We start from the raw sequence: 18,708 nt of genomic DNA, 5'->3' as shown, positions 1-18,708 counted from the left end.
ACGGAGGGCAATGGGCAAGTACCTGCTGCGCAGGTTGGCGATCAACGTCATCCTGGTGGCGATCGCCGCGAGCCTCGCCTACCTGCTCGCCGCGTCGAGCCTCAACCCCCAGGTCAACTTCCAGGGCCGCAACCCGCCCATCCCCCAGGCGACGATCGACAAGACCCTCGACGGGTACAACATGAACCCGAAAACGCCCCTGTTGGAGCGTTACACAACCTGGGTCGGCGGCGTCGTGCGCGGCGACTTCGGCAAGACCTGGGAAGGCGACTCGGTCAACGAGGAGATGGGCCGCCGCATCGGCGTCAGCCTCCGGCTGCTGCTCATCGGCACGGTCCTGGGCTCGGGGCTGGGCGTGCTGGTCGGCGCCTTCGCGGCGATCCGCCAGTACAGGCCGAGCGACCGCATGATCGGAGTCGGCTCGTTCGTGATCATGGCCGTGCCCGTCTTCGTCATGGCGACGATCCTCATCCTGGCCGCGACCAGGCTGAACGAGGCCACAGGCAGCAAACTGATCGAGTTCGTCGGAGAGTACTCACCGGGGCTCACCGGCTGGGAGCAGTTCACGAACCGGCTGGTCCACCTGATCCTGCCCACGATCTCGCTGTGCCTGGGGCAGATCGCCTTCTACAGCCGCATCCAGCGCAACATGATGCTCGACGTGCTCGGCCAGGACTTCGTGCGGACCGCGATGGCCAAGGGGCTGCGGCGCCGTACCGCCCTGTTCAAGCACGCGCTGCGCACGGCGCTGATCCCCGCCGCGACGTACTTCGCCTTCGCCTTCGGCACCCTGCTGACCGGCGCGACCTTCACCGAGAAGATCTTCAGCTGGCACGGTATGGGCGCCTGGCTGGTCGACTCGATCCACCAGCACGACGTGAACGCGGTCGCCGCCGTGAGCACCTTCGCCGCCGTCTGCGTGCTGGTCGCGGGGTTCCTGTCCGATCTGGCGGTCGCCGCCCTCGACCCCCGAGTGCGGGTGAGCTGACATGCGCAACAAGGTCGTCCTCAGACGGCTGATCAGGAACAGGAACACCCGCTACGGCCTCGTCGGCGTCGCCGTCCTCCTGCTCCTCGCCTACGTCGGGCCGCTCGTCGCGCCGTACGGCTGGCAGGAGAAGGACTTCACGGCCTTCATGGAGCCCCCCGGCCCCGACCACTGGTGGGGCACCACGCAGACCGGCGGCGACGTGTTCGCCGGCACCCTGCGCGGCCTGCAGAAGTCGCTGGTCATCGGGTTCCTCGCGGCGCTGATCTCCACCGGGCTGGCGGCCCTCGTGGGCGCGACGGCCGGGTACTTCGGCGGCTGGGTGGACCGTGTCCTGATGTGGGGCGTCGACCTGCTGCTCGTGCTGCCCAGCTTCCTGATCATCGCGATCCTCTCGCCGCGCCTCCAGGGCGGCACCTGGCTGCTGTTCGTGGTCCTGCTCGCGCTGTTCGGCTGGATGATCACCTCGCGGGTGGTCAGGAGCATGACGCTGTCGCTGCGCGAGCGCGAGTACGTCCTCGCCGCCAAGTACATGGGCGTGCCCGGCTGGAAGATCATCCTCCGGCACGTGCTGCCCAATCTGTCGTCGCTGCTCATCATCGACGCGACGCTGAACGTCAGCGGCGCGATCATCACGGAGACCTCGCTGTCCTTCTTCGGCTTCGGCGTCCAAGCGCCGGACGTGTCGCTCGGCACCCTCATCGCCGACGGCTCCGGCACCAGCACCGTCATCACCTATCCGTGGCTGTTCCTGTTCCCGGCGGGCGTGCTCGTGGCGCTGGTGCTCAGCGTCAACCTCATCGGCGACGGCCTGCGCGACGCCCTCGACCCGGGGAGCAACCCGTGAGCATCCTTGAGGTGAGAGACCTCACCGTCACCTTCCCCGGCGGCATCCAGGCCGTGCGCGGCGTCGACTACGCGGTCTCGCGCGGCGAGGTCCTCGGCATCGTCGGAGAGTCCGGCTCGGGCAAGTCGGTGACGTCGCTGGCCGTCATGGGCCTGCTGCCGCACAACGCGAAGGTCAGCGGCTCGGTCAAGCTGCACGGCCGCGAACTGCTCGGCATGCCGGAGAGCGAGCAGATCAAGGTCCGGGGCAAGACCATCAGCATGATCTTCCAGGACCCGCTGTCGGCCTTCACCCCCGTCTACACCATCGGCGACCAGATCGCCGAGGCGGTACGCGTCCACCAGGACGTGAGCAAGGCCCAGGCCGCCAAGCAGGCCGTCGAACTGCTCGACCTGGTCGGCATCTCGAATCCGGACGTACGGGCCAGGTCGTTCCCGCACGAGTTCTCCGGCGGCATGCGGCAGCGCGCCATGATCGCGATGGCCGTCGCCAACGACCCCGACCTGCTCATCTGCGACGAACCCACCACGGCGCTCGACGTCACCATCCAGGCGCAGGTCCTTGAGGTGCTCAAGACGGCCCAGCGGGAGACCGGCGCGGGCATCGTCATGATCACCCACGACCTCGGCGTCATCGCCGGGATGGCCGACCGGGTGCTGGTCATGTACGCGGGCAAACCGGTCGAGCAGGGGCCGGTCGACGAGGTCTACTACCGGCCGAGGATGCCGTACACGATGGGGCTGCTCGCGTCGATCCCCCGGATCGACGGAGAGGAAGGGCCGCTCGTGCCGATCGAGGGCAACCCGCCCTCCCCGGCGGCGCTGCCGCCGGGCTGCCCCTTCGCGCCGCGCTGCCCGATGCGGATCGACGCCTGCCACGAGGAGGAGCCCGGACTCGTCACCGTCGGCGCGGGCAGGCAGGCGGCCTGCCTGCGCGCCCACGAGATCGAGCACCGGGGCCTCACCGGCGCCGACGTCTACCCCGTGCCGGTCATCCCGGCCGCCGAGGTGGTACGGGTGCCGCGCGAGCAGCGGCCCACCGTCCTCGAACTGAACGACCTGGTGCGGCACTACCCGCTCATGAAGGGCGCGGTCTTCAAGCGCCGGGTCGGTACGGTGCACGCCGTCGACGGCATCAGCTTCGACATCGCGGAAGGCGAGACGCTGGCGCTGGTCGGCGAGTCCGGATGCGGCAAGACCACGACCCTCCAGCAGATCATGCAGTTGGAGGCCCCGCAGAGCGGGCGGATCGTGGTCCTCGGCCAGGACAGCGCCGAACTCGGCAAAGCCGGGCGAAAGGCGCTGCGCCGCGACCTGCAGATCGTCTTCCAGGACCCGATGGCCGCCCTCGACCCGCGCATGCCCGTCGGCGACATCGTCGCCGAGCCGCTGCGCGCCCACGGCCGCAAGAACGTGGACGCCAAGGTCGCCGAACTGCTCACCCTCGTGGGACTCACGCCGGACAGCGCGGAACGCTACCCGCAGCAGTTCTCCGGCGGGCAGCGGCAGCGCGTCGGCATCGCCCGCGCGCTCGCGCTGGAGCCCAGGCTGCTGGTGCTCGACGAGCCCGTGTCCGCCCTCGACGTCTCCATCCAGGCGGGTGTGATCAACCTGCTGGAGGAGCTGAAGAACGCTCTGGGTCTGTCGTACCTGTTCGTGGCGCACGACCTGGCCGTGGTACGGCACCTGGCCGACCGCGTCGCGGTCATGTACCTCGGCCGCATCGCCGAGATCGGCACCGTCCGAGAGGTCTACGACCACCCGGCGCACCCGTACACACAGGCGCTGCTGTCGGCCATCCCCCTGCCCGACCCGGAGACCGAGCGCAACCGCAAGCGCATTCTGCTCGAAGGAGATCTGCCGAGCCCGGCCGATCCGCCCTCGGGCTGTCGCTTCCGTACCCGTTGCCCGAAGTTCGCCCGCCTCGGTGCGGCCGAACAGCGGCGCTGCGTGGACGAGGAGCCCTTGGTGGCACAGCTCGCGAACGCCGACGATCACGGCGCCGCCTGCCACTACGCGGAGCAGATCGAGGTCATCACGGCCTCGGAAAATCAGGAGGAAAAGTGAAGGTGCGTTACCGGGCGACGGCGGGGCTCGCGGTCCTGGCCCTGGCCGTCGCGGCCTGCGGTGGCGGCGGCGGCGACAAGAAGCCGAGCGCCGAGCAGTCCCAGCAGGCTCAGCAGCAGGCGGCGGCGCTGCCGGAGATCCAGATCAACGAGACGCCGCTTGAGCAGGTGCAGGACGGCGGCACCGTGAAGCTGGCGCTGCAGTCGTGGCAGACGCAGTGGAACTACCACCAGACGCAGGGCACCAAGGGCGACGTCCGTGACGTCGTCAGCTCGTTCATGCCCGACCTCGGCACCGCCGACAGCAAGGCCGAGGTGCGCAACAACCCCGACTACGTGACCGAGTGGAAGAGCGAGGTCGTCGACGGCAAGCAGACCGTCACGTACAAGCTCAACGACAAGGCCAAGTGGTCCGACGGCAAGCCGATCACCTACAAGGACTTCGTGGCCCAGTGGAAGGCTCTGAACGGCAAGGACAAGGACTACCTGATCTCCTCGCCCGACGGGTACGACCGCATCGAGTCCGTGGAGAAGGGCGCCACCGACCACGACGTGATCGTGAAGTACGCCAAACTGTGGCCCGCCTGGCCGGACATGTTCACCCCGCTCTACCCGGAGTCGGTCAACGCGAGCGCCGAGAGCTTCAACAAGTCGTACCTGAACGCCGCGCCCATCACGGCCGGGGCGTTCAAGGTCGGCAAGATCGACCAGACCGCCAAGACGTTCACCGTCGTCCGCGACGACAACTGGTGGGGTCAGAAGGCCAAGCTGGACTCCATCGTCTACCGGGCCATCGATCTGTCCGGCCACGTGCCGGCCTTCGCCAACGGCGAGATCGACGCCGTGACCGTGGGCGCGGACGGAGCCAAGTTCCAGCAGGCCAAGGGCGTCGCGGGCACCGACATGCGCAAGTCGGCCGGACCGATCTGGCGGCACTTCACCTTCAACGGCGCCGGTGAGGCGCTGAAGGACAAGAACGTCAGGCACGCGATCTTCGTCGGCATCAACCGGCAGCCGATCCTGCAGTCCGACCTCCAGGGCCTCGACTGGCCGATGCAGACGCTGGACAACCACGTCTACATGAACACGCAGAAGGGCTACCAGGACAACTCCGGCGGTCTCAACACCTACAACCCGGAGAAGGCCAAGCAACTGCTCGACGCGGCCGGGTGGAAGCTCGAAGGCGACGTGCGCAAGAAGGACGGCAAGGAGCTGAACCTGCGGTTCATGTACTCCTCCGACCTGGCGGTCGCCAAGCAGGAGGGCGAGCTCACCCAGGCGATGCTGAAGGAGATCGGGGTCAAGGTCACGCTCGACGCGGCCGTGCCCGACAAGTTCTTCGACCGGATCAACGAGGGTGACTTCGACATCACCCCGTTCGTGTGGGAGGGCACGCCGTTCCCGCTGGGCAACCTCTTCCAGCTGTACGGCAACCCGCCGGACGAGAAGCTGTTCAACAACAACTTCACCTGGCTGGGCAGCGCCGAACTGGACGCGGCCATGGAGGCGGCCTCGTCCGAGGTGGATCCGGTGAAGGCGGTCGAGCTGGGCAACCAGGTGGACAAGCTGGTGTGGGACCAGGCCGGGGTGCTGCCGCTGTTCCAGCGGCCGAACATCGTCGCGGCCAAGTCGACGCTGGCCAACTACGGCGCGTTCGGCTTCGCCGACCGCGCCTGGGCCAAGATGGGCTTCAAGAAGTAGCCCCTCGTACGCTCCCGCCCCGGCCGGTGCCTTTCCGGTCGGGGCGGCCGTCACGGCGGGCCCGCTCGCTTACCCGTTCGGCCTGATCGCGGGCGTGACGGGCGCGCTGGCTCACCGGTTTGGCCTGGCCAGTCCTGGCGGGTTCGCCGGGGCGCGGGTCTACCGGCTCGGCTTGGTCGCAGGCGTGGCATCGAGAACTGAGGACGGCTGTCCACAGCCCGGCATCTCGGCTCCCCGTCATCCACAGAATGCCGTTCGGTTCCCCGTCCGCCGCCCCACCTTGGCGACCCTGGTGTCCCGCACAGACCCAGGAGCCCCGTCGTGAAGATCACGCTTCCCCTGCCCGCCACCCTGACCACGATGTTCGTGGTGGCGATCGAACACCTGGCCTTCGACCTCGAAGGCGTCCTGCCCTGGCGCATCGGCCGCCCGCACAGAAAGGCGGCGCTCCGCGCCCTCGGCACCCCCGGGCTCACCCTGTCCTGCGTCCCCACCGCCTGGAGGCCGAGGGGGATCGATCTCACCGACGCCGACCGCCGCCTGCTTCGCCGCACCCGCCGCCACGTCCTGGTCTCCAGTACGGCGCCGCCGCATGCGTTGCCGGAGACCGTACAGGTGGCCAGGGCCGCCGCCCGGGTGATCGCAGAGGAATGCTCCGGGGTGGTCGTCGACCCGCTGACCGCCCGCGTCCTGCCCGGTGAGAGCGGCGAACCCTCGGCATTCCGGCCGGCCGACGACTGGCTCGGCTGGCGGGTGGACGTCCACGACCTCGCCACCTGCCCTCCGTGGAATCCCGCCGAGACCCGCGCCTGCGGCTGTCTGCGCGTCACCTCTCGGGGCCTGCGGCGGTTCGCGCTGCCCGAGGTGACTCTCGACGGGGCGGCCTGCGCCCACAGCCTGTGCGCCATCGACCTGTTGCGCGCGGTCGCCCAGCGCCTGCTCATCGACCATCTGGCGTTCCTGGGCGCCCACCCGGAGGCATCGCAACGCACGATCGACGCACATCTTCTCGTCCACGATCACGAACCGCCCGTCAACGCCTGGCCGTACGATCACGCCTTCGGCGTGAGCCTGACGCCGTGCGACGACCGGGCGCCCAGGCGGCTGAAGGTCGGCCCGGAGCCTGGATCCGGGCAGGTCAGGTGCTTGAGGGTGGGGCCGCCGCCCGGGTTCACCGGAACGATGAACGACTGGCTCTGCTCGACGCAGGCCGTACCGGTCACGAATCGATTGCTGGCGGCATAACGGGTGTTACCCCGAGTTATTGGTGATCAGTATGGAAAGGTGTCTTTGATGCGTGAATCAGCCCTTACCTGGCTGGGTTACCAGTGAGTAGGGTTGGTGCTGGGGGAGACGGCGAGGAGAGTCCATGAGCGAGACCGCACCCGCGGGCATCGACGTACGCACGGCGAACGTCGCCCGGATCTACGATTTCATGCTCGGTGGCAAGGACAATTTCGCCGCCGACCGCGAAGCCGCAGAACAGATCGCCAAGGCGTTCCCCGAGTCCCGCGACGGGGTGCGGCTCAACCGGCGGTTCCTGGGCGAGGCCGTACGCTACCTGGCGGCCGAGGCGGGCATCCGGCAGTTCGTGGACGTCGGCGCGGGTCTGCCGACACAGCAGAACGTCCACGAGGTCGCCCACTCGGTAGACCCGTCCGCCAAGGTCGTGTATGTCGACAACGACCCGGTGGTCTGCGTCCACGGCCGCGCTCTGCTGGCCAACACCTCGACGGTCGCCATGGTGGAAGCCGACCTCCACGAACCCGAAACGCTACTCGCCCAGGTCGCGGCCACCGACCTGATCGACTTCTCCCAGCCGGTCGCACTGCTGCTGGTCTCGGTGCTCCACTTCATGGACGACCCGTACGCCCAGGTGACCGAACTCCGGCAAGCACTCGCCCCGGGCAGCCACCTGGTGATCAGCCACATGTCCATGAAGGACGAACGCAGCGGCGACACCGACTCGGTGCGCGAGATCTACTCCCGGACCCGCACCGGCGTCTTCCCGCGCACGGTGGCGGACATCCGACGCTTCTTCGGCGACTACGAGGTCCTCGACACCAGCCGCTTCGTCACAACCTCGGAGATCAAACGCTTCGCCGTCCTCGGCTGGGCAGGCGTAGGCCGCTCCCGGTGAACAGGCCTCCCACCAGCCCCTCGCTGGCCTGCCAGGGGTCTCCGACGTCGACCGGCACCATCTCGCGCTCCGTGAAGAGACCGAAGGTGGCGAGCACCGTCAGGTAGAAGATCGCCAGTAGCGGCAGCGCCACAGCCGGAACCTCTTCTCGGACCTGCGCCGCCACACCGGACGCGACGGTCACGAACCCGACCGCCGCGTCTCGGACCGACGTACAACGGCTCATCACCCTCCTCCAGGGCGACTGGTCCGGTGATGGGTACCGACGGGAGGGTGAAGCGACGACAAGCGCCGGGCGCGTCCGTCAAGCCGGTCGGATACAGGGCCTTCCGGGGAAGTATCGCCCGACCTCAGCTTCGCCGCAGACGACGCACCCACCACCCGGACAGAGGTTGAATCCCCAGGTGTGGGCCAGGTCGGCCACGAGGCACAGCCCCCGTCCACCCGTGTTCCAGGGGTCGAGCGAGGACTCCCGCACCGCAGGGAACCCGTCAGACCCCTGATCGTGCACAGCCACTACCAGCACCGGCCGCGTACCGTCCACCTCCAGCCAGAGTTCCAGCCGGACTTCAAACGATTGACGTTTCGACGGAGGGAGATGCTATGGAGCACACGACCAAGTTGAGCTACCGTCAGATCGCGACGCGGCTTGGTGACGACATCGTCAACGGCGCCTATCCGCCCGGAAGCCTTCTTCCGCCTGAGCCGGAACTTGCGGAGCGCTTCGGCGTGAGCCGAAGCCTGATAAATCGAGCGTTGACGGTCCTCGCCAGCGAAGGCAAGGTCAGGGCCAAGCAGGGCAGCGGAACCCGAGTGACCTGGCTCCCGCCAATCCTCCACAGCTCAGCGCGGTATAGACAGGACCTGCGTGAAGCCGAGGGTGCGCGCGGTGCCTTCGATGCTGAAGTCCGAGCCCTCGGGCTTGACCCCATTCACGAGATCACTACGCAGCGTGCAGCAGCGCCCGACCACATTGCGGAACTACTCGGCCTCGAACCGGGACAAATCAACTGTCTGGCCCGTCGCCGCAGGCTGCTCGCGTCGCACATCCCAATGCGGCTCAACTGCACCTGGATTCCTCTCGACATCGCCGGAGGCACGGTCCTTGAGGACTCCGACGCAGTTCTCGTCGGTGGGGTCAAGTCCACTCTCGCTGAGCTTGGCTTCAGGCAAACCGAGGCTCTTGAGCGTTGGTTCGTGCGGCGTCCAACCGAGCCCGAGGCGATCTCCCTGGAGATCAGCCCAGACCGTAGCGTGCTCGACCTGATCCATGTCGGACAGACGGCAGACGGACGCGCGGTCGAGGTAACCACCACGGTCACACCGGCCGACACCCAAATCATCGAATACCGCTTCCCCCTCTCGTGAACACACAAGGAGTAAGCATCTGATGACGACCACAGCGACCATTGGCCAGACTCCCAGAATCGACCGGTACCCGGCGTACGTCTACGACCTGCCTGCGCTCCGTGACCACATGGCCCAGATCAGGCAGCACCTCAAGGGCATCGAGATCTACTACGCGGTCAAGGCCAACCCCGATGTCGAGCTTCTACGAGTTCTTCATGACTATGTCGATGGGTTCGAGGTCTCATCCGGTGGCGAGCTATCCCACGTGCAAGCTCACTTCCCTGACAAGCCTCTAGCGCTGAGTGGGCCGGGAAAGACGGATGCGGAACTCTCCAGCCCGGGAGTCACCCGGCTACATGTGGAGAGCATCGGAGAGCTTCAACGGCTGATCGATTCAGGCCGGTCAGCCGACATCCTGCTTCGGGTAAATCTCGCTCTGCCCGTCGAGGGAGCGAGCCTCACCATGGGCGGAGGTGCCACGCCGTTTGGGATGGACCCCGACACTGTGAACGAGGCCATGACCCTGCTTTCAGCTCAGGACGCGGTACGGGTCCACGGCATCCACGCTCACCTCGCCAGCGGGCTTGACGCCCCGCACATGCTCAAGCTCGCGGCCGAGATCCTGGCATATGCACGGAGTCACGGGTTCTCGGAAATCAACCTCGGCGGCGGTATGGCAGTCTCCTACGCCGATCCAGGGAAGCGCTTCGACTGGCAGATGTACGGTGAGGGGCTTCGCGAACTTCGCCAGTCCGGCGAGGTTCTGCGCATCGAGCCCGGACGGTCGATCACTGTCTACTGCGGTGAGTACGTCGTCCAGGTCATCGACGTCAAGCGCGTTCACGGCGAGTCATTCGCCATCGTGACCGGCGGCACGCATCACATCCGCACACCTGCCACCAAGAATCACGACCAGCCCGTAGTGATCACAGGCGAGGACGAGGACGAGCCCGTTACCCTCGTGGGCCAACTCTGCACGCCCAAAGACACGCTCTCACGCCGAGTCCACATCAACGTGAAGCCGGGAGACGTGGTCCGCTTCGCGATGGCGGGAGCTTACGCCTGGAACATCTCGCATCACGATTTCCTCATGCACCCGCACCCTGAGTTCCACTACATCAGGTAGCGGCTCAGCCGGTATGCGCAAGCTCCCGGCTGCTCGATGGAAGGGGAGGCGGAGCTAATCCGGCGTAAAAATGACATTTGAACATCTTCGTGCTGTAGCGCTCAGCCCATCCGACACGCTGACGCTGCTTGCAGCCCTCATCAACGAAGATCATGAGTGAAAGGAACTGGGATGCATCCCGACCTTTCCGATGCCGCATGGCACAAGAGCAGCCTCAGCGGCGACGGCCCAAGCTGCGTCGAGGTGGCGATCGGCAAGAGTGTGATCGCGGTTCGAGACACGAAGGATCGTGAGGCGGGCATGCTCATGTTCACTCCGGATGAGTGGCAGGCGTTCATCGGAGGCGTGAGGCTGGGCGAATTCGACCTCTGAGGCGCCTGCGAGTTCAACGGAGCCCGCACGTGAAGGCCCCTTCTCCGCTTTCGGGGAAGGGGCCTTCACGTGTTCGAGGCAAGGGGTGTGCTTCGCTCAGAACGCCGAACAGGTCAAAGGGAAGGCTGTGGTGTGGTCACCAGGAACTGGCAGGCGCATCCACGCTTTCATTCGAAGGCAGGGCTGTGGCGGGGTCAGCGGGAGGTGGGCGGGCACATCTCCGCTTCCATCGCCTTGGTGAGGATGCCGAACGCCGCGCCCCAGTCGCCGTTGATGTTGGTGACGACCATGTGCTTGCCGTCGCGGGTGCCCATCGCGTAGGTCCAGGAGCCGTGGATTCTGCCGCCGTTGCCCCAGATCGTCACGCCGCAGGACAGTTTCTGGGAGAAGACGCCGAGTCCGTAGGCGGTGTTGTCGATCCACGGCACGCCCTTGGTGGAGACGGTGGTGAACATCTCCTCCTGCAGCGCGGGCGGCAGCAGTCGGCCGCTCAGCAGGGCCCGGTAGAAGGTGTGCAGGTCGTCGGCGGTGGAGACGATGCTGCCTGCCGCGCCGGCCCAGGTGGGGTTCATGTCGGTGAGGTCGTAGGGCGTTGTGGTGTCCTCGCCGACCAGGAACTTGACGTAGTGCTGTGCGTGCGGCTCGGGCAGCTTGGTCCGCTCGCCCGGCAGAGACGTTCCCCGCAGGCCGAGCGGGCGGATGATGCGCCGGGTGACCTCCTCGGCGTACGACCTGCCGGTGACCTTCTCGATGATCATCTCGGCGACCGTGAAGTTGGTGTTGGAGTAGCCCCACCCCTTGCCGGGCGCGAAGGAGGCCGGGTTGCGCATGGCGATCCTCACGAGTTGCTCGGGGCGGTAGCTGGTGAAACGGTCCTGGAGGAAGGCGGTGCTCCACTGCTTGGTCGCCAGGTCCATGTCCGAGGTGTAGGGGAAGATGCCGCTGGTCTGGTTGAGCAACTGCCGGATGGTGATCTTGCTGCCGTCGTGGCCGTTGCCCTGCACCACGCCGGGCAGCCACTTCTCCACGGTGTCGTCCAGGCTCAGGCGGCCCTCGGCGACCAGTTTCAGTGCCACCAGTGCGGTGAACGTCTTGGTGACACTGCCGGCGCGGAAGTGTTCCTGCTGGCTACGCTTGCGGCCGGTCTCCGTGTCGGCCACGCCTTCGGTGCTGAACCACTTCTCGCGGCCGTCGCGGACGTCGGCGAAGATGCCGGGCATGCCGTCGTCGGTGACGGCCTGCTCCAGCACCCGCTGGAGCCCGGCGTGATCGTCGGCCCGGTTGCCGGTGTGGGTGTCGGCCACCGCCGCCGAGGCGCCGGCGGTCACGGCGACTGCGGCGGCGAGCAGGCCGACAGCGGTACGCAGCGCCTTGGCCAGCAGGGTCTTGGTCATGGGTCTATCGCCTTTCCGGCAAGTGGTGTGTTCGTGCAAAGGGAGATGTGCGGGCCAACTGGGAGACACGGTTGAGCAGGCTGTCGCCATGGGTGAGGCGAGCGCGGAGCTCGGTGGTGGTGCCGGTGCGCTGGAACGCGTGGATGCGCAGGTTGGCTTCGGTGAAGAAGGGGCGGCGGCGAGCGGCTGGCTTACGCGCCGACGGAGATGCCGAACTCCGCTTCGACGATCTTGAAGATGGTGTCCCAGGTCTTCCATTCGGTGTTGGTGTGCACGGCGATCGTGTGCCGGCCGTCGGGGGTGCCGATCGCGAAGCAGTGCGAGCCCCAGAAGCTGCCGCCGACGCCGCGCAGGGTCCGGCCCCGCCGGTCGCCTGCTTGTCGAACTCGAACATGCCCAGGCCGTAGCGGGCGTGCGGCATCCAGTGGCCGCCCTCGGTGGAGACGGTGGTCCACATCCGCCGGTGCTGGGCGGGCGGCAGCAGGCTGCCGGTGGTCATCGCGGTGAAGAAGCGGATCAGGTCCGTCGTGGTGGTGACGACGTTGCCGGCCGCGTACGCCGAGGAAGAGCTGAGCTCGGTGACGTCCAGGGGCGGCAGGCCGGGCTCCTCCATCAGCGACTGCCAGTTCTCCGGGGTGACCGCTGCGGGGTCGGCGCCGTCCTTGAGGAACTGCTGCGAGTAGGCGCGCGGGTGCGGGGCCGGGTAGCCGGTCTCGGTGGTGGGTTGGACCCTGGTGTGGGTCAGGCCGAGCGGCTGGATGACCCGGCGGTCGACCTCCTCGGCGTAATCGTTGCCGGTGACCTTCTCGATGATCGCGCCGGCGATGTAGAAGCCGCCGTTGGCGTACTCGAAGCGTTCGCCGGGCGCGCCGACGGGCGGCTGGGACACCGCGATCCGACCTCGGCGACGCTTCGGTCGAGTACCTGCTGCACGTTCTCGTTCGCTGCCATCTCACTGCCTTCCGGGCGGTTCGTTCGATGTGCTCAACGATGTCCGGCAGCGCTGCCAGGCGGCTTTTATCACGCTTCCAGGCACACTGGATGGCTGTAAGGGACTGCTCGACGGATACGGGGTACCGTCCTAGTCGAGTTCGACGTGTGGGGCGCGGGCTGCGGGGTCGTGCCGTCGCGGTGCGGAGTCTTCGAGGGCCGCCAGATCGTCGCCGGGTTCGCTGAGGATCGCGGTCGAATGGTCGCGATGCCTTGAACGTGCGGTCGTGGGGTCTCGGTGAGATGTCCTGGATTACGGTCGTGGGGCCTCGGGTGAGATGCCCTGAATGCGCGGCCGTGGGGTCCCGGGGAGGCGACGGTTCTGCTCAGGGCATACGGCGGGCGAGGTTCGCGAGCCGCCCATCGGCGGTCAGGGCGCCTGCGGGGCGTTGCCGGATGGCGGGCCGTGAAGGTCGGGGGTCGTTCCGTCAGGTCCGGGCGGCGGGTTCTGCAGGTCGGGCGTCGTCACACCGGGCCCGGACGGCGCCCCCGGTGGAATGGGCGCCGTTTCAGCAGGCCCGGACGGCACCGGCGCGGAACCCGGCTGAGACACGCTCGCCGTGGGCAGCGGTTGCCGTTTGTCCGGATCGACTGTCGCGGTGCGGGCCGTGAACACCGTCACCAGTACCACCGCCGCCGCCCCCAGAAAGACGAGCAGCAGGCCCCCGATGACGATGGGCACCACCGGGGAACTCCGCACTCGCGATATCTAACACGCCCCGAAAGCCCGGCGAAACCCCTCTACCGCAAGTGTTGCTCAAGCGATTCGATCTTGCTCGTCATCCCGTCGGTGACACCTTCGCGCAGGTCGGCCTTGAGGACCAGGCTCACCCGAGGCGCCACCTCCGCCACCGCGTCGACGGCCGCCTTGATCACCGGCATGACCTCGTCCCATTCACCCTCGACGGTGGTGAACATGGCATCGGTCCGGTTCGGCAGCCCGCTCTCGCGGACGACCTTGACCGCCCTGGCGACCGGCTCGGCGACCCCTTCGCCGACGCCGAGCGGGGTGATGGAGAACGCGACGATCACGTGATGCCTCCTTCAGACGGTGGTCGGACGGCGTGACGGCCGCGGCGGCGATCAACCGCCGCGGCCGTCAGGCGCGATCAGTGGTCGTGCTCGTGCTCGTCCTCGTCGCTGGGCGCGTCGGACGGCTCGACACCGAGCACCGCCTCACGAGGCTCGATCTCGTCGATGTGGTTGACGAGTTGGAGCACGTGATCCGGCTCGATCAGCCACTGCAGCGCGGTCGCCCCGGTCTCGTCGGCGTTGACCAGCGCGATCTGCTCCTTGCGCTCCTCGTCCGAGAGGTCGGCCTCAGGGTGGCGGATCTCGCCCAGCGCCGCGGCCTGCAGCGCGTCGATGTCGAGCACCTCGACGGTCAGCTCGACCGTGAGACGCAGGAACTTTCCTTCATCGCTCATGGTGACGACTCTAGGGGAGCTTCCACTCGACAGGCGTCGCGCCCTGCTGGATCAGCAGCTCGTTGGCCCGGCTGAACGGCCGCGAGCCGAAGAAGCCGTTGCGCGCCGACAGCGGCGACGGGTGGGCGGACTCGATGCGCGGCACATGGCCGAGCATGGGGGCGAGGTTGCGCGCGTCGCGGCCCCACAGGATGGCGACCATGGGCTTGCTGCGGGCGGCGAGGGCGCGGATGGCCTGTTCGGTCACCTCTTCCCAGCCCTTGCCCCGGTGGGAGGCGGGCTTGCCCGGCATCACGGTCAGGACCCTGTTGAGCAGCAGGACGCCCTGCTCGGCCCACGGGGTGAGGTCGCCGTTGGCGGGGCGGGGCAGGCCGAGGTCGCTCTCCATCTCCTTGTAGATGTTGAGGAGGCTGCCGGGAATCGGCCGCACGTCGGGGGCGACGGAGAAGGACAGCCCGATCGGGTGCCCGGGGGTGGGGTAGGGGTCCTGCCCCACGATCAGCACCTTGACGTCGTCGAAGGGCTGGTTGAACGCGCGCAGCACGTGCGCGCCTGCGGGGAGGTACTGCCGGCCTTCGGCGATCTCCTTGCGGAGGAACTCGCCCATGGTGGAGATACGCTCGGATACGGGCTCGAGTGCCTGGGCCCAGCCGGCCTCGACGATTTCGTTCAGGGGACGTGCTGCCATGGCCGATGAGCCTATCCAGCTCCGGTACGGCTTGCGCCCGAAACAGCAGGCACAAGCCGTACCAAATCGATCTCTACTTCACCGAGCCCGCCATCATGCCCTGCACGAAGTACCGCTGGAAGGCGAAGAAGAGCGCCAGCGGGACGAGCAGGGAGAGGAACGCGCCCGGAGCGATGATGTCCACGTTCGTTCCGAACTGCCGCATCTCGGACTGCAGGGCCTTCGTCATCGGCTGGGAGTCGGTGTCGGCGAACACCAGCGCGATCAGCAGGTCGTTCCAGACCCAGAGGAACTGGAAGATGCCCAGGGAGGCGATGGCGGGTTTGGCCAGGGGGAAGACGATCGTCGCGAAGATCCGCCATTCGGAGGAGCCGTCCATGCGCGCGGCCTCAAGCAGCGAGGCCGGGATGCCGGCGAAGAAGTTGCGGAGCAGGAAGATGGCGAACGGCAGGCCGAAGGCGATGTGGAACAACACGACGCCGCTGATCGAGCCGAAGACGCCGAGCTGGCCGTACAGGGCGGCGATCGGGATCAGCGCGATCTGGACGGGGACGATCATCAGCGCGACGACGACGAGGAACAGCACGTCGCGGCCGGGGAAGGTCATCCAGGCGAAGGCGTAGGCGGCCATCGCGGCGATGCCGATCACCAGGACCGTCGTCGGCACCGTGATGAGGACGGTGTTCCAGAAGGAGGCGGTGAACCCGGTGGCGAGCAGGCTGCTGTAGCTGTCGATCGTGAGCTGGGCGGGCTTGGTGAAGACCGTCCACCAGCCTTCGGCGGCGTTGACGCTCTCGTCGCGGAGAGAGACGACGAGCAGGCCGAGGGTCGGCACCAGCCAGAACAGGCCGATGAGGAGCATCACGGCCTGGGCGAGCCCACCGCCGACCGCGTCCGCCAGGCGGCCGACCGGGCCGCGCCGGACCGCGCCCGCGTGATCGGCGTGAGCAGTCATGAAGCCTCCCTCCTGAATCGGCGGATATTCATGATCATGAAGGGCAGGACCAGCAGGAGCAGGAAGATCGCCAGCGCGCTGCCGAGGCCCTGGTCACCCTCGGCGAAGGAGACCCGCCACATCTCCAGCGCGATCACGTTCGCCTGCGGCTGCACGGACGGCGGGGCGATGATGTACACGAGGTCGAAGACCTTCAGCGTGTTGATGATCATCGTGACGAAGACCACGACGAGCACCGGCGACAGCAGCGGCACGGTGATCTTCTTGAACACCTGCCACTCGCTCGCGCCGTCGATGCGGGCCGCCTCCAGCGCGTCGCGGGGGATGGCCGCGAGCCCGGCGGCGATCAGCACCATGGCGAATCCCGCCCAGACCCAGACGAAGGCCATGACGATCGACAGCGTCACGATCGACAGTCCCAGTTCAGGTGCGAAGACGGGGGCGGGGCCGAGCCAGTTGACACCGCTGTAGGCGGCGCTGAAGTTCTCCTTCGGCAGCCGTACCTCGGCGGGGCCGTTCACCCCCTGGAGGCTGAAGGTGCCGTCGTCGGCGGTCGTCGCGCTGGCGACGACCCGCCCGTCCTGGACCGCCTCCACGGTCATCCCGGGCAGGCCCCGCTCGGGGGCGTCGATCTGCCCCGAGGTGCCCTGCCCGCCGGGGCTGAAGTCGAACCAGACCGTGCCCGCCAAGCCGCCGCCCTGGGCAGGAGCCGCGGGCGCGGCCGGGCGGGCGGTCTCGGGCATGTTCTGCTGCTTGATGCCGACGATCGGGATGAGCACCGGCTGCCCCGGCTGCGCGGGCGCGGTGGTGACGATCGCGCCGTCCCTGGAGGTGAGCGCGTCGCTCTCGCGCGGGCGCGCGTCCGGGTAGCCCTCGCTGGAGAACGGGCTCGCGACCGTGGTCAGTACGGCGTTGGCCACCCCCCGGTCCGGCGCCTGCTCGTACACGAGCCGGAAGATCACGCCCGCGGCCATCAGCGAGATGGCCATGGGCATGAAGACGATCAGCTTGAACGCCGTCGCCCACCTGATCCGCTCGGTCAGGACCGCGAAGACCAGCCCGAGTACGGTCACCACCACCGGCGCCAGCACCACCCACCACAGGTTGTGGATGATCGTGTAGAGCGTGGTGTCGTCGCCCAGCAGCGTCCCGTAGTTGGACAGCCCGACGAATCCGGTGCCCGGCGCGTCGAACAGGCTGCGGACGACGGAGTAGACGATGGGGTAGACCACCCACACGCCGAGCAGGACGGCGGCGGGGAGCAGGAACAGCAGGCCCACGAGCGGGCCGGGCCCGAGGCGGCGGACCCGGGCCGGTTTCTTCGACCGTTCGGTCACGGCCTGCTCCCTCTACTTCTTCCAGGCCTTCTTGGCCTCGGCTTCGAGTTGCGACTGGATGTCCTTGATGTCGCCCGGGTCGCGCAGCAGGTCCTGGAGCAGCTTCCATTCGCCCTTGCTGTCGGTGCCGCCGAACGCGCTGGGCGCGAGGTCGGACATGTCGTAGCGGACCGCCTCCCCTGCGGCGACGATCGTCTGGCCGAGCTGCTTGGTCAGCGGGTCGGGGTACAGGTCGGGGGAGACGTTGCGGTTGGCCGACAGGTAGCCGGGCAGCTTCGCCCAGATCTCGCCGCCCTCCTTGGAGGCGAGGAACTCGATGAGCGCCATCGCGCCGGGCGAGTCCTTGAGCGCGACCGCGACGTCGCCGCCGAGCACGACCGGTGCGGTGTCGCCGACCTTGGGGAACGGGAAGGTCTTGGCGTCGCCGCCGACCGTGGCGCCGGCGTCGACGGCGGAGACGGCGACGAAGTCGGCCTCGATCACCATGGCGGCCTTCTTCTGGCCGTAGACGTTGGTGACGCAGGTGGGGAAGTCGGTCTGGAGGGCGCCGGCGCTGCCGCCGTTGACGAACTCCTTCTTGCTGAAGATCTCGGACATCTTGGTCAGGGCGGTGGTGACCGACGGGTCGGTCCAGGGGATCTCGTGCTTGGCGAGCTGGTCGTACTTCTGCGGTCCGGCGGTGGACAGGTAGACGTTCTCGAATAGGTCGGTGAGGGTCCAGCCGGAGGCGCCGCAGAGGGAGAAGGGCGGGGTGCCGGAGTCCGCGATGGTCTGGGAGATCTTCAGGAGCTCGTCCCAGGTCGCGGGCGGCTGCACGCCCGCCTCGTCGAAGGCGGGCTGGCGGTACCACACCAGCGACTTGTGCGCGGCCTTGACGAGCACGCCGTACGGCTGGCCCTCGGCCGAACCGAGTTCCTTCCAGTAGTCGGTGAAGTTGTCGTCGAGCTGCTTGACGACGGCGCTGTTGAGCGGCTTGAGCGCCTTCTGCGCGGCGTACTGCTGCACCAGGCCGGGCTGGGGGAGGATCGCGACGTCGGGCGGGCTGCCGCTCTGGATGCGCGGGCCGAGGAAGGCCCCGGTGTCCTCGCCGGTGGAGGCGTAGGTGACCTGGGCGCCGGTCTTGTCGGAGAACGCCTTGAGCACCTGCTCGAAGTTGCGCTGCTCGGAGCCGGTCCACTTGGCGGCGACCTCGATCTTGACGCCTTCGAGGGTCTTGCCGGGGGCGCCGGAGGAGGCGGGGGCGGCGGGGGTCTCGGTGGTGGGGGCGTTGCCGCAGGCCGCGACCGCTACCGCGAGTCCCGCGACGACGAGGGCTGTTTTTCGCATGA

Annotated in this window: 19 protein-coding genes; 9 read left to right on the top strand and 10 right to left on the bottom strand. The window is 67.8% G+C overall.

Translation table 11 applies throughout. The annotated features are described in order from the left end of the window. Window positions 1-10: 10 nt before the first annotated feature. From ABD120_RS28095 to ABD120_RS28070, 6 genes are all read left to right on the top strand, one after another. Window positions 11-988: an ABC transporter permease gene (locus ABD120_RS28095; protein WP_343953133.1), complete on the top strand. Its 978-nt coding sequence runs from the start codon at window positions 11-13 to the stop codon at window positions 986-988. Between the two features lies 1 nt (window position 989). Continuing rightward, window positions 990-1,835, top strand: coding sequence for an ABC transporter permease (locus ABD120_RS28090; protein ID WP_343953132.1), 846 nt, complete (start codon window positions 990-992; stop codon window positions 1,833-1,835). Beyond that, entirely contained in the window at window positions 1,832-3,901 is a 2,070-nt protein-coding gene (locus ABD120_RS28085; RefSeq protein WP_343953131.1) for an ABC transporter ATP-binding protein, read from the top strand. Before ABD120_RS28090 ends, ABD120_RS28085 begins: the two co-directional genes overlap by 4 nt. Then, window positions 3,898-5,601 carry an ABC transporter family substrate-binding protein gene (locus ABD120_RS28080; RefSeq protein ID WP_343953130.1) on the top strand — a complete coding sequence of 568 codons (1,704 nt, stop codon included), beginning with the start codon at window positions 3,898-3,900 and terminating at the stop codon, window positions 5,599-5,601. The genes ABD120_RS28085 and ABD120_RS28080 overlap by 4 nt, the downstream gene beginning before the upstream one ends. 321 nt (window positions 5,602-5,922) lie before the next feature. Then, the gene (locus ABD120_RS28075) at window positions 5,923-6,846 is read left to right on the top strand and encodes a hypothetical protein (RefSeq protein ID WP_343953129.1); all 924 of its coding nucleotides are present in this window, start codon (window positions 5,923-5,925) and stop codon (window positions 6,844-6,846) included. 124 nt (window positions 6,847-6,970) lie between these two features. Then, the gene (locus ABD120_RS28070; RefSeq protein ID WP_343953128.1) at window positions 6,971-7,741 is read left to right on the top strand and encodes an SAM-dependent methyltransferase; all 771 of its coding nucleotides are present in this window, start codon (window positions 6,971-6,973) and stop codon (window positions 7,739-7,741) included. Here the strand turns inward: ABD120_RS28070 and ABD120_RS28065 are convergent. Continuing rightward, window positions 7,692-7,967 (bottom strand): hypothetical protein, encoded by a 276-nt coding sequence (locus ABD120_RS28065; RefSeq protein WP_343953127.1) that lies wholly within the window; start codon window positions 7,965-7,967, stop codon window positions 7,692-7,694. The genes ABD120_RS28070 and ABD120_RS28065 overlap by 50 nt on opposite strands. 377 nt (window positions 7,968-8,344) lie before the next feature. On the opposite strand from ABD120_RS28065, the gene ABD120_RS28060 reads away from it, so the two are divergent. From ABD120_RS28060 to ABD120_RS28050, 3 genes are all read left to right on the top strand, one after another. Beyond that, window positions 8,345-9,109 (top strand): GntR family transcriptional regulator, encoded by a 765-nt coding sequence (locus ABD120_RS28060; RefSeq protein WP_343953126.1) that lies wholly within the window; start codon window positions 8,345-8,347, stop codon window positions 9,107-9,109. Between the two features lie 22 nt (window positions 9,110-9,131). Then, on the top strand, window positions 9,132-10,217 hold the full coding sequence (locus ABD120_RS28055; RefSeq protein WP_343953125.1) for an alanine racemase: 1,086 nt from the start codon (window positions 9,132-9,134) through the stop codon (window positions 10,215-10,217). A gap of 171 nt (window positions 10,218-10,388) precedes the next feature. Continuing rightward, a complete protein-coding gene (locus ABD120_RS28050) occupies window positions 10,389-10,589 on the top strand; it encodes a DUF397 domain-containing protein (protein ID WP_343953124.1) in 201 nt (66 codons plus the stop codon). Window positions 10,590-10,783: 194 nt separating this feature from the next. Here ABD120_RS28050 and ABD120_RS28045 read toward each other — a convergent pair whose 3' ends face one another. From ABD120_RS28045 to ABD120_RS28005, 9 genes are all read right to left on the bottom strand, one after another. Beyond that, window positions 10,784-11,983 carry a serine hydrolase domain-containing protein gene (locus ABD120_RS28045; RefSeq protein ID WP_343953123.1) on the bottom strand — a complete coding sequence of 400 codons (1,200 nt, stop codon included), beginning with the start codon at window positions 11,981-11,983 and terminating at the stop codon, window positions 10,784-10,786. A 4-nt stretch (window positions 11,984-11,987) separates the two neighbouring features. Next, complete coding sequence (locus ABD120_RS28040; protein ID WP_343953122.1) at window positions 11,988-12,872, bottom strand: serine hydrolase domain-containing protein; 885 nt, start codon at window positions 12,870-12,872, stop codon at window positions 11,988-11,990. A 471-nt stretch (window positions 12,873-13,343) separates the two neighbouring features. Next, window positions 13,344-13,673 carry a hypothetical protein gene (locus tag ABD120_RS28035; protein ID WP_343953121.1) on the bottom strand — a complete coding sequence of 110 codons (330 nt, stop codon included), beginning with the start codon at window positions 13,671-13,673 and terminating at the stop codon, window positions 13,344-13,346. Between the two features lie 41 nt (window positions 13,674-13,714). Further along, window positions 13,715-14,005: an MTH1187 family thiamine-binding protein gene (locus ABD120_RS28030; protein ID WP_343953120.1), complete on the bottom strand. Its 291-nt coding sequence runs from the start codon at window positions 14,003-14,005 to the stop codon at window positions 13,715-13,717. Between the two features lie 77 nt (window positions 14,006-14,082). Next, entirely contained in the window at window positions 14,083-14,400 is a 318-nt protein-coding gene (locus ABD120_RS28025; protein WP_343953119.1) for a hypothetical protein, read from the bottom strand. Between the two features lie 10 nt (window positions 14,401-14,410). Continuing rightward, window positions 14,411-15,088 carry a uracil-DNA glycosylase gene (locus ABD120_RS28020; RefSeq protein WP_343953118.1) on the bottom strand — a complete coding sequence of 226 codons (678 nt, stop codon included), beginning with the start codon at window positions 15,086-15,088 and terminating at the stop codon, window positions 14,411-14,413. A gap of 73 nt (window positions 15,089-15,161) precedes the next feature. Further along, the gene (locus ABD120_RS28015) at window positions 15,162-16,043 is read right to left on the bottom strand and encodes a carbohydrate ABC transporter permease (RefSeq protein ID WP_343953117.1); all 882 of its coding nucleotides are present in this window, start codon (window positions 16,041-16,043) and stop codon (window positions 15,162-15,164) included. Next, on the bottom strand, window positions 16,040-17,380 hold the full coding sequence (locus ABD120_RS28010; RefSeq protein WP_343953116.1) for a carbohydrate ABC transporter permease: 1,341 nt from the start codon (window positions 17,378-17,380) through the stop codon (window positions 16,040-16,042). The genes ABD120_RS28015 and ABD120_RS28010 overlap by 4 nt, the downstream gene beginning before the upstream one ends. A gap of 12 nt (window positions 17,381-17,392) precedes the next feature. After that, window positions 17,393-18,706: an ABC transporter substrate-binding protein gene (locus ABD120_RS28005; protein WP_343953115.1), complete on the bottom strand. Its 1,314-nt coding sequence runs from the start codon at window positions 18,704-18,706 to the stop codon at window positions 17,393-17,395. Between the last annotated feature and the right edge of the window lie 2 nt (window positions 18,707-18,708).

The sequence above is a fragment of the Nonomuraea longicatena genome, assembly GCF_039525605.1.
GTDB lineage: Bacteria > Actinomycetota > Actinomycetes > Streptosporangiales > Streptosporangiaceae > Nonomuraea > Nonomuraea longicatena.
This window is presented reverse-complemented; position numbering and strand designations above follow the sequence as displayed.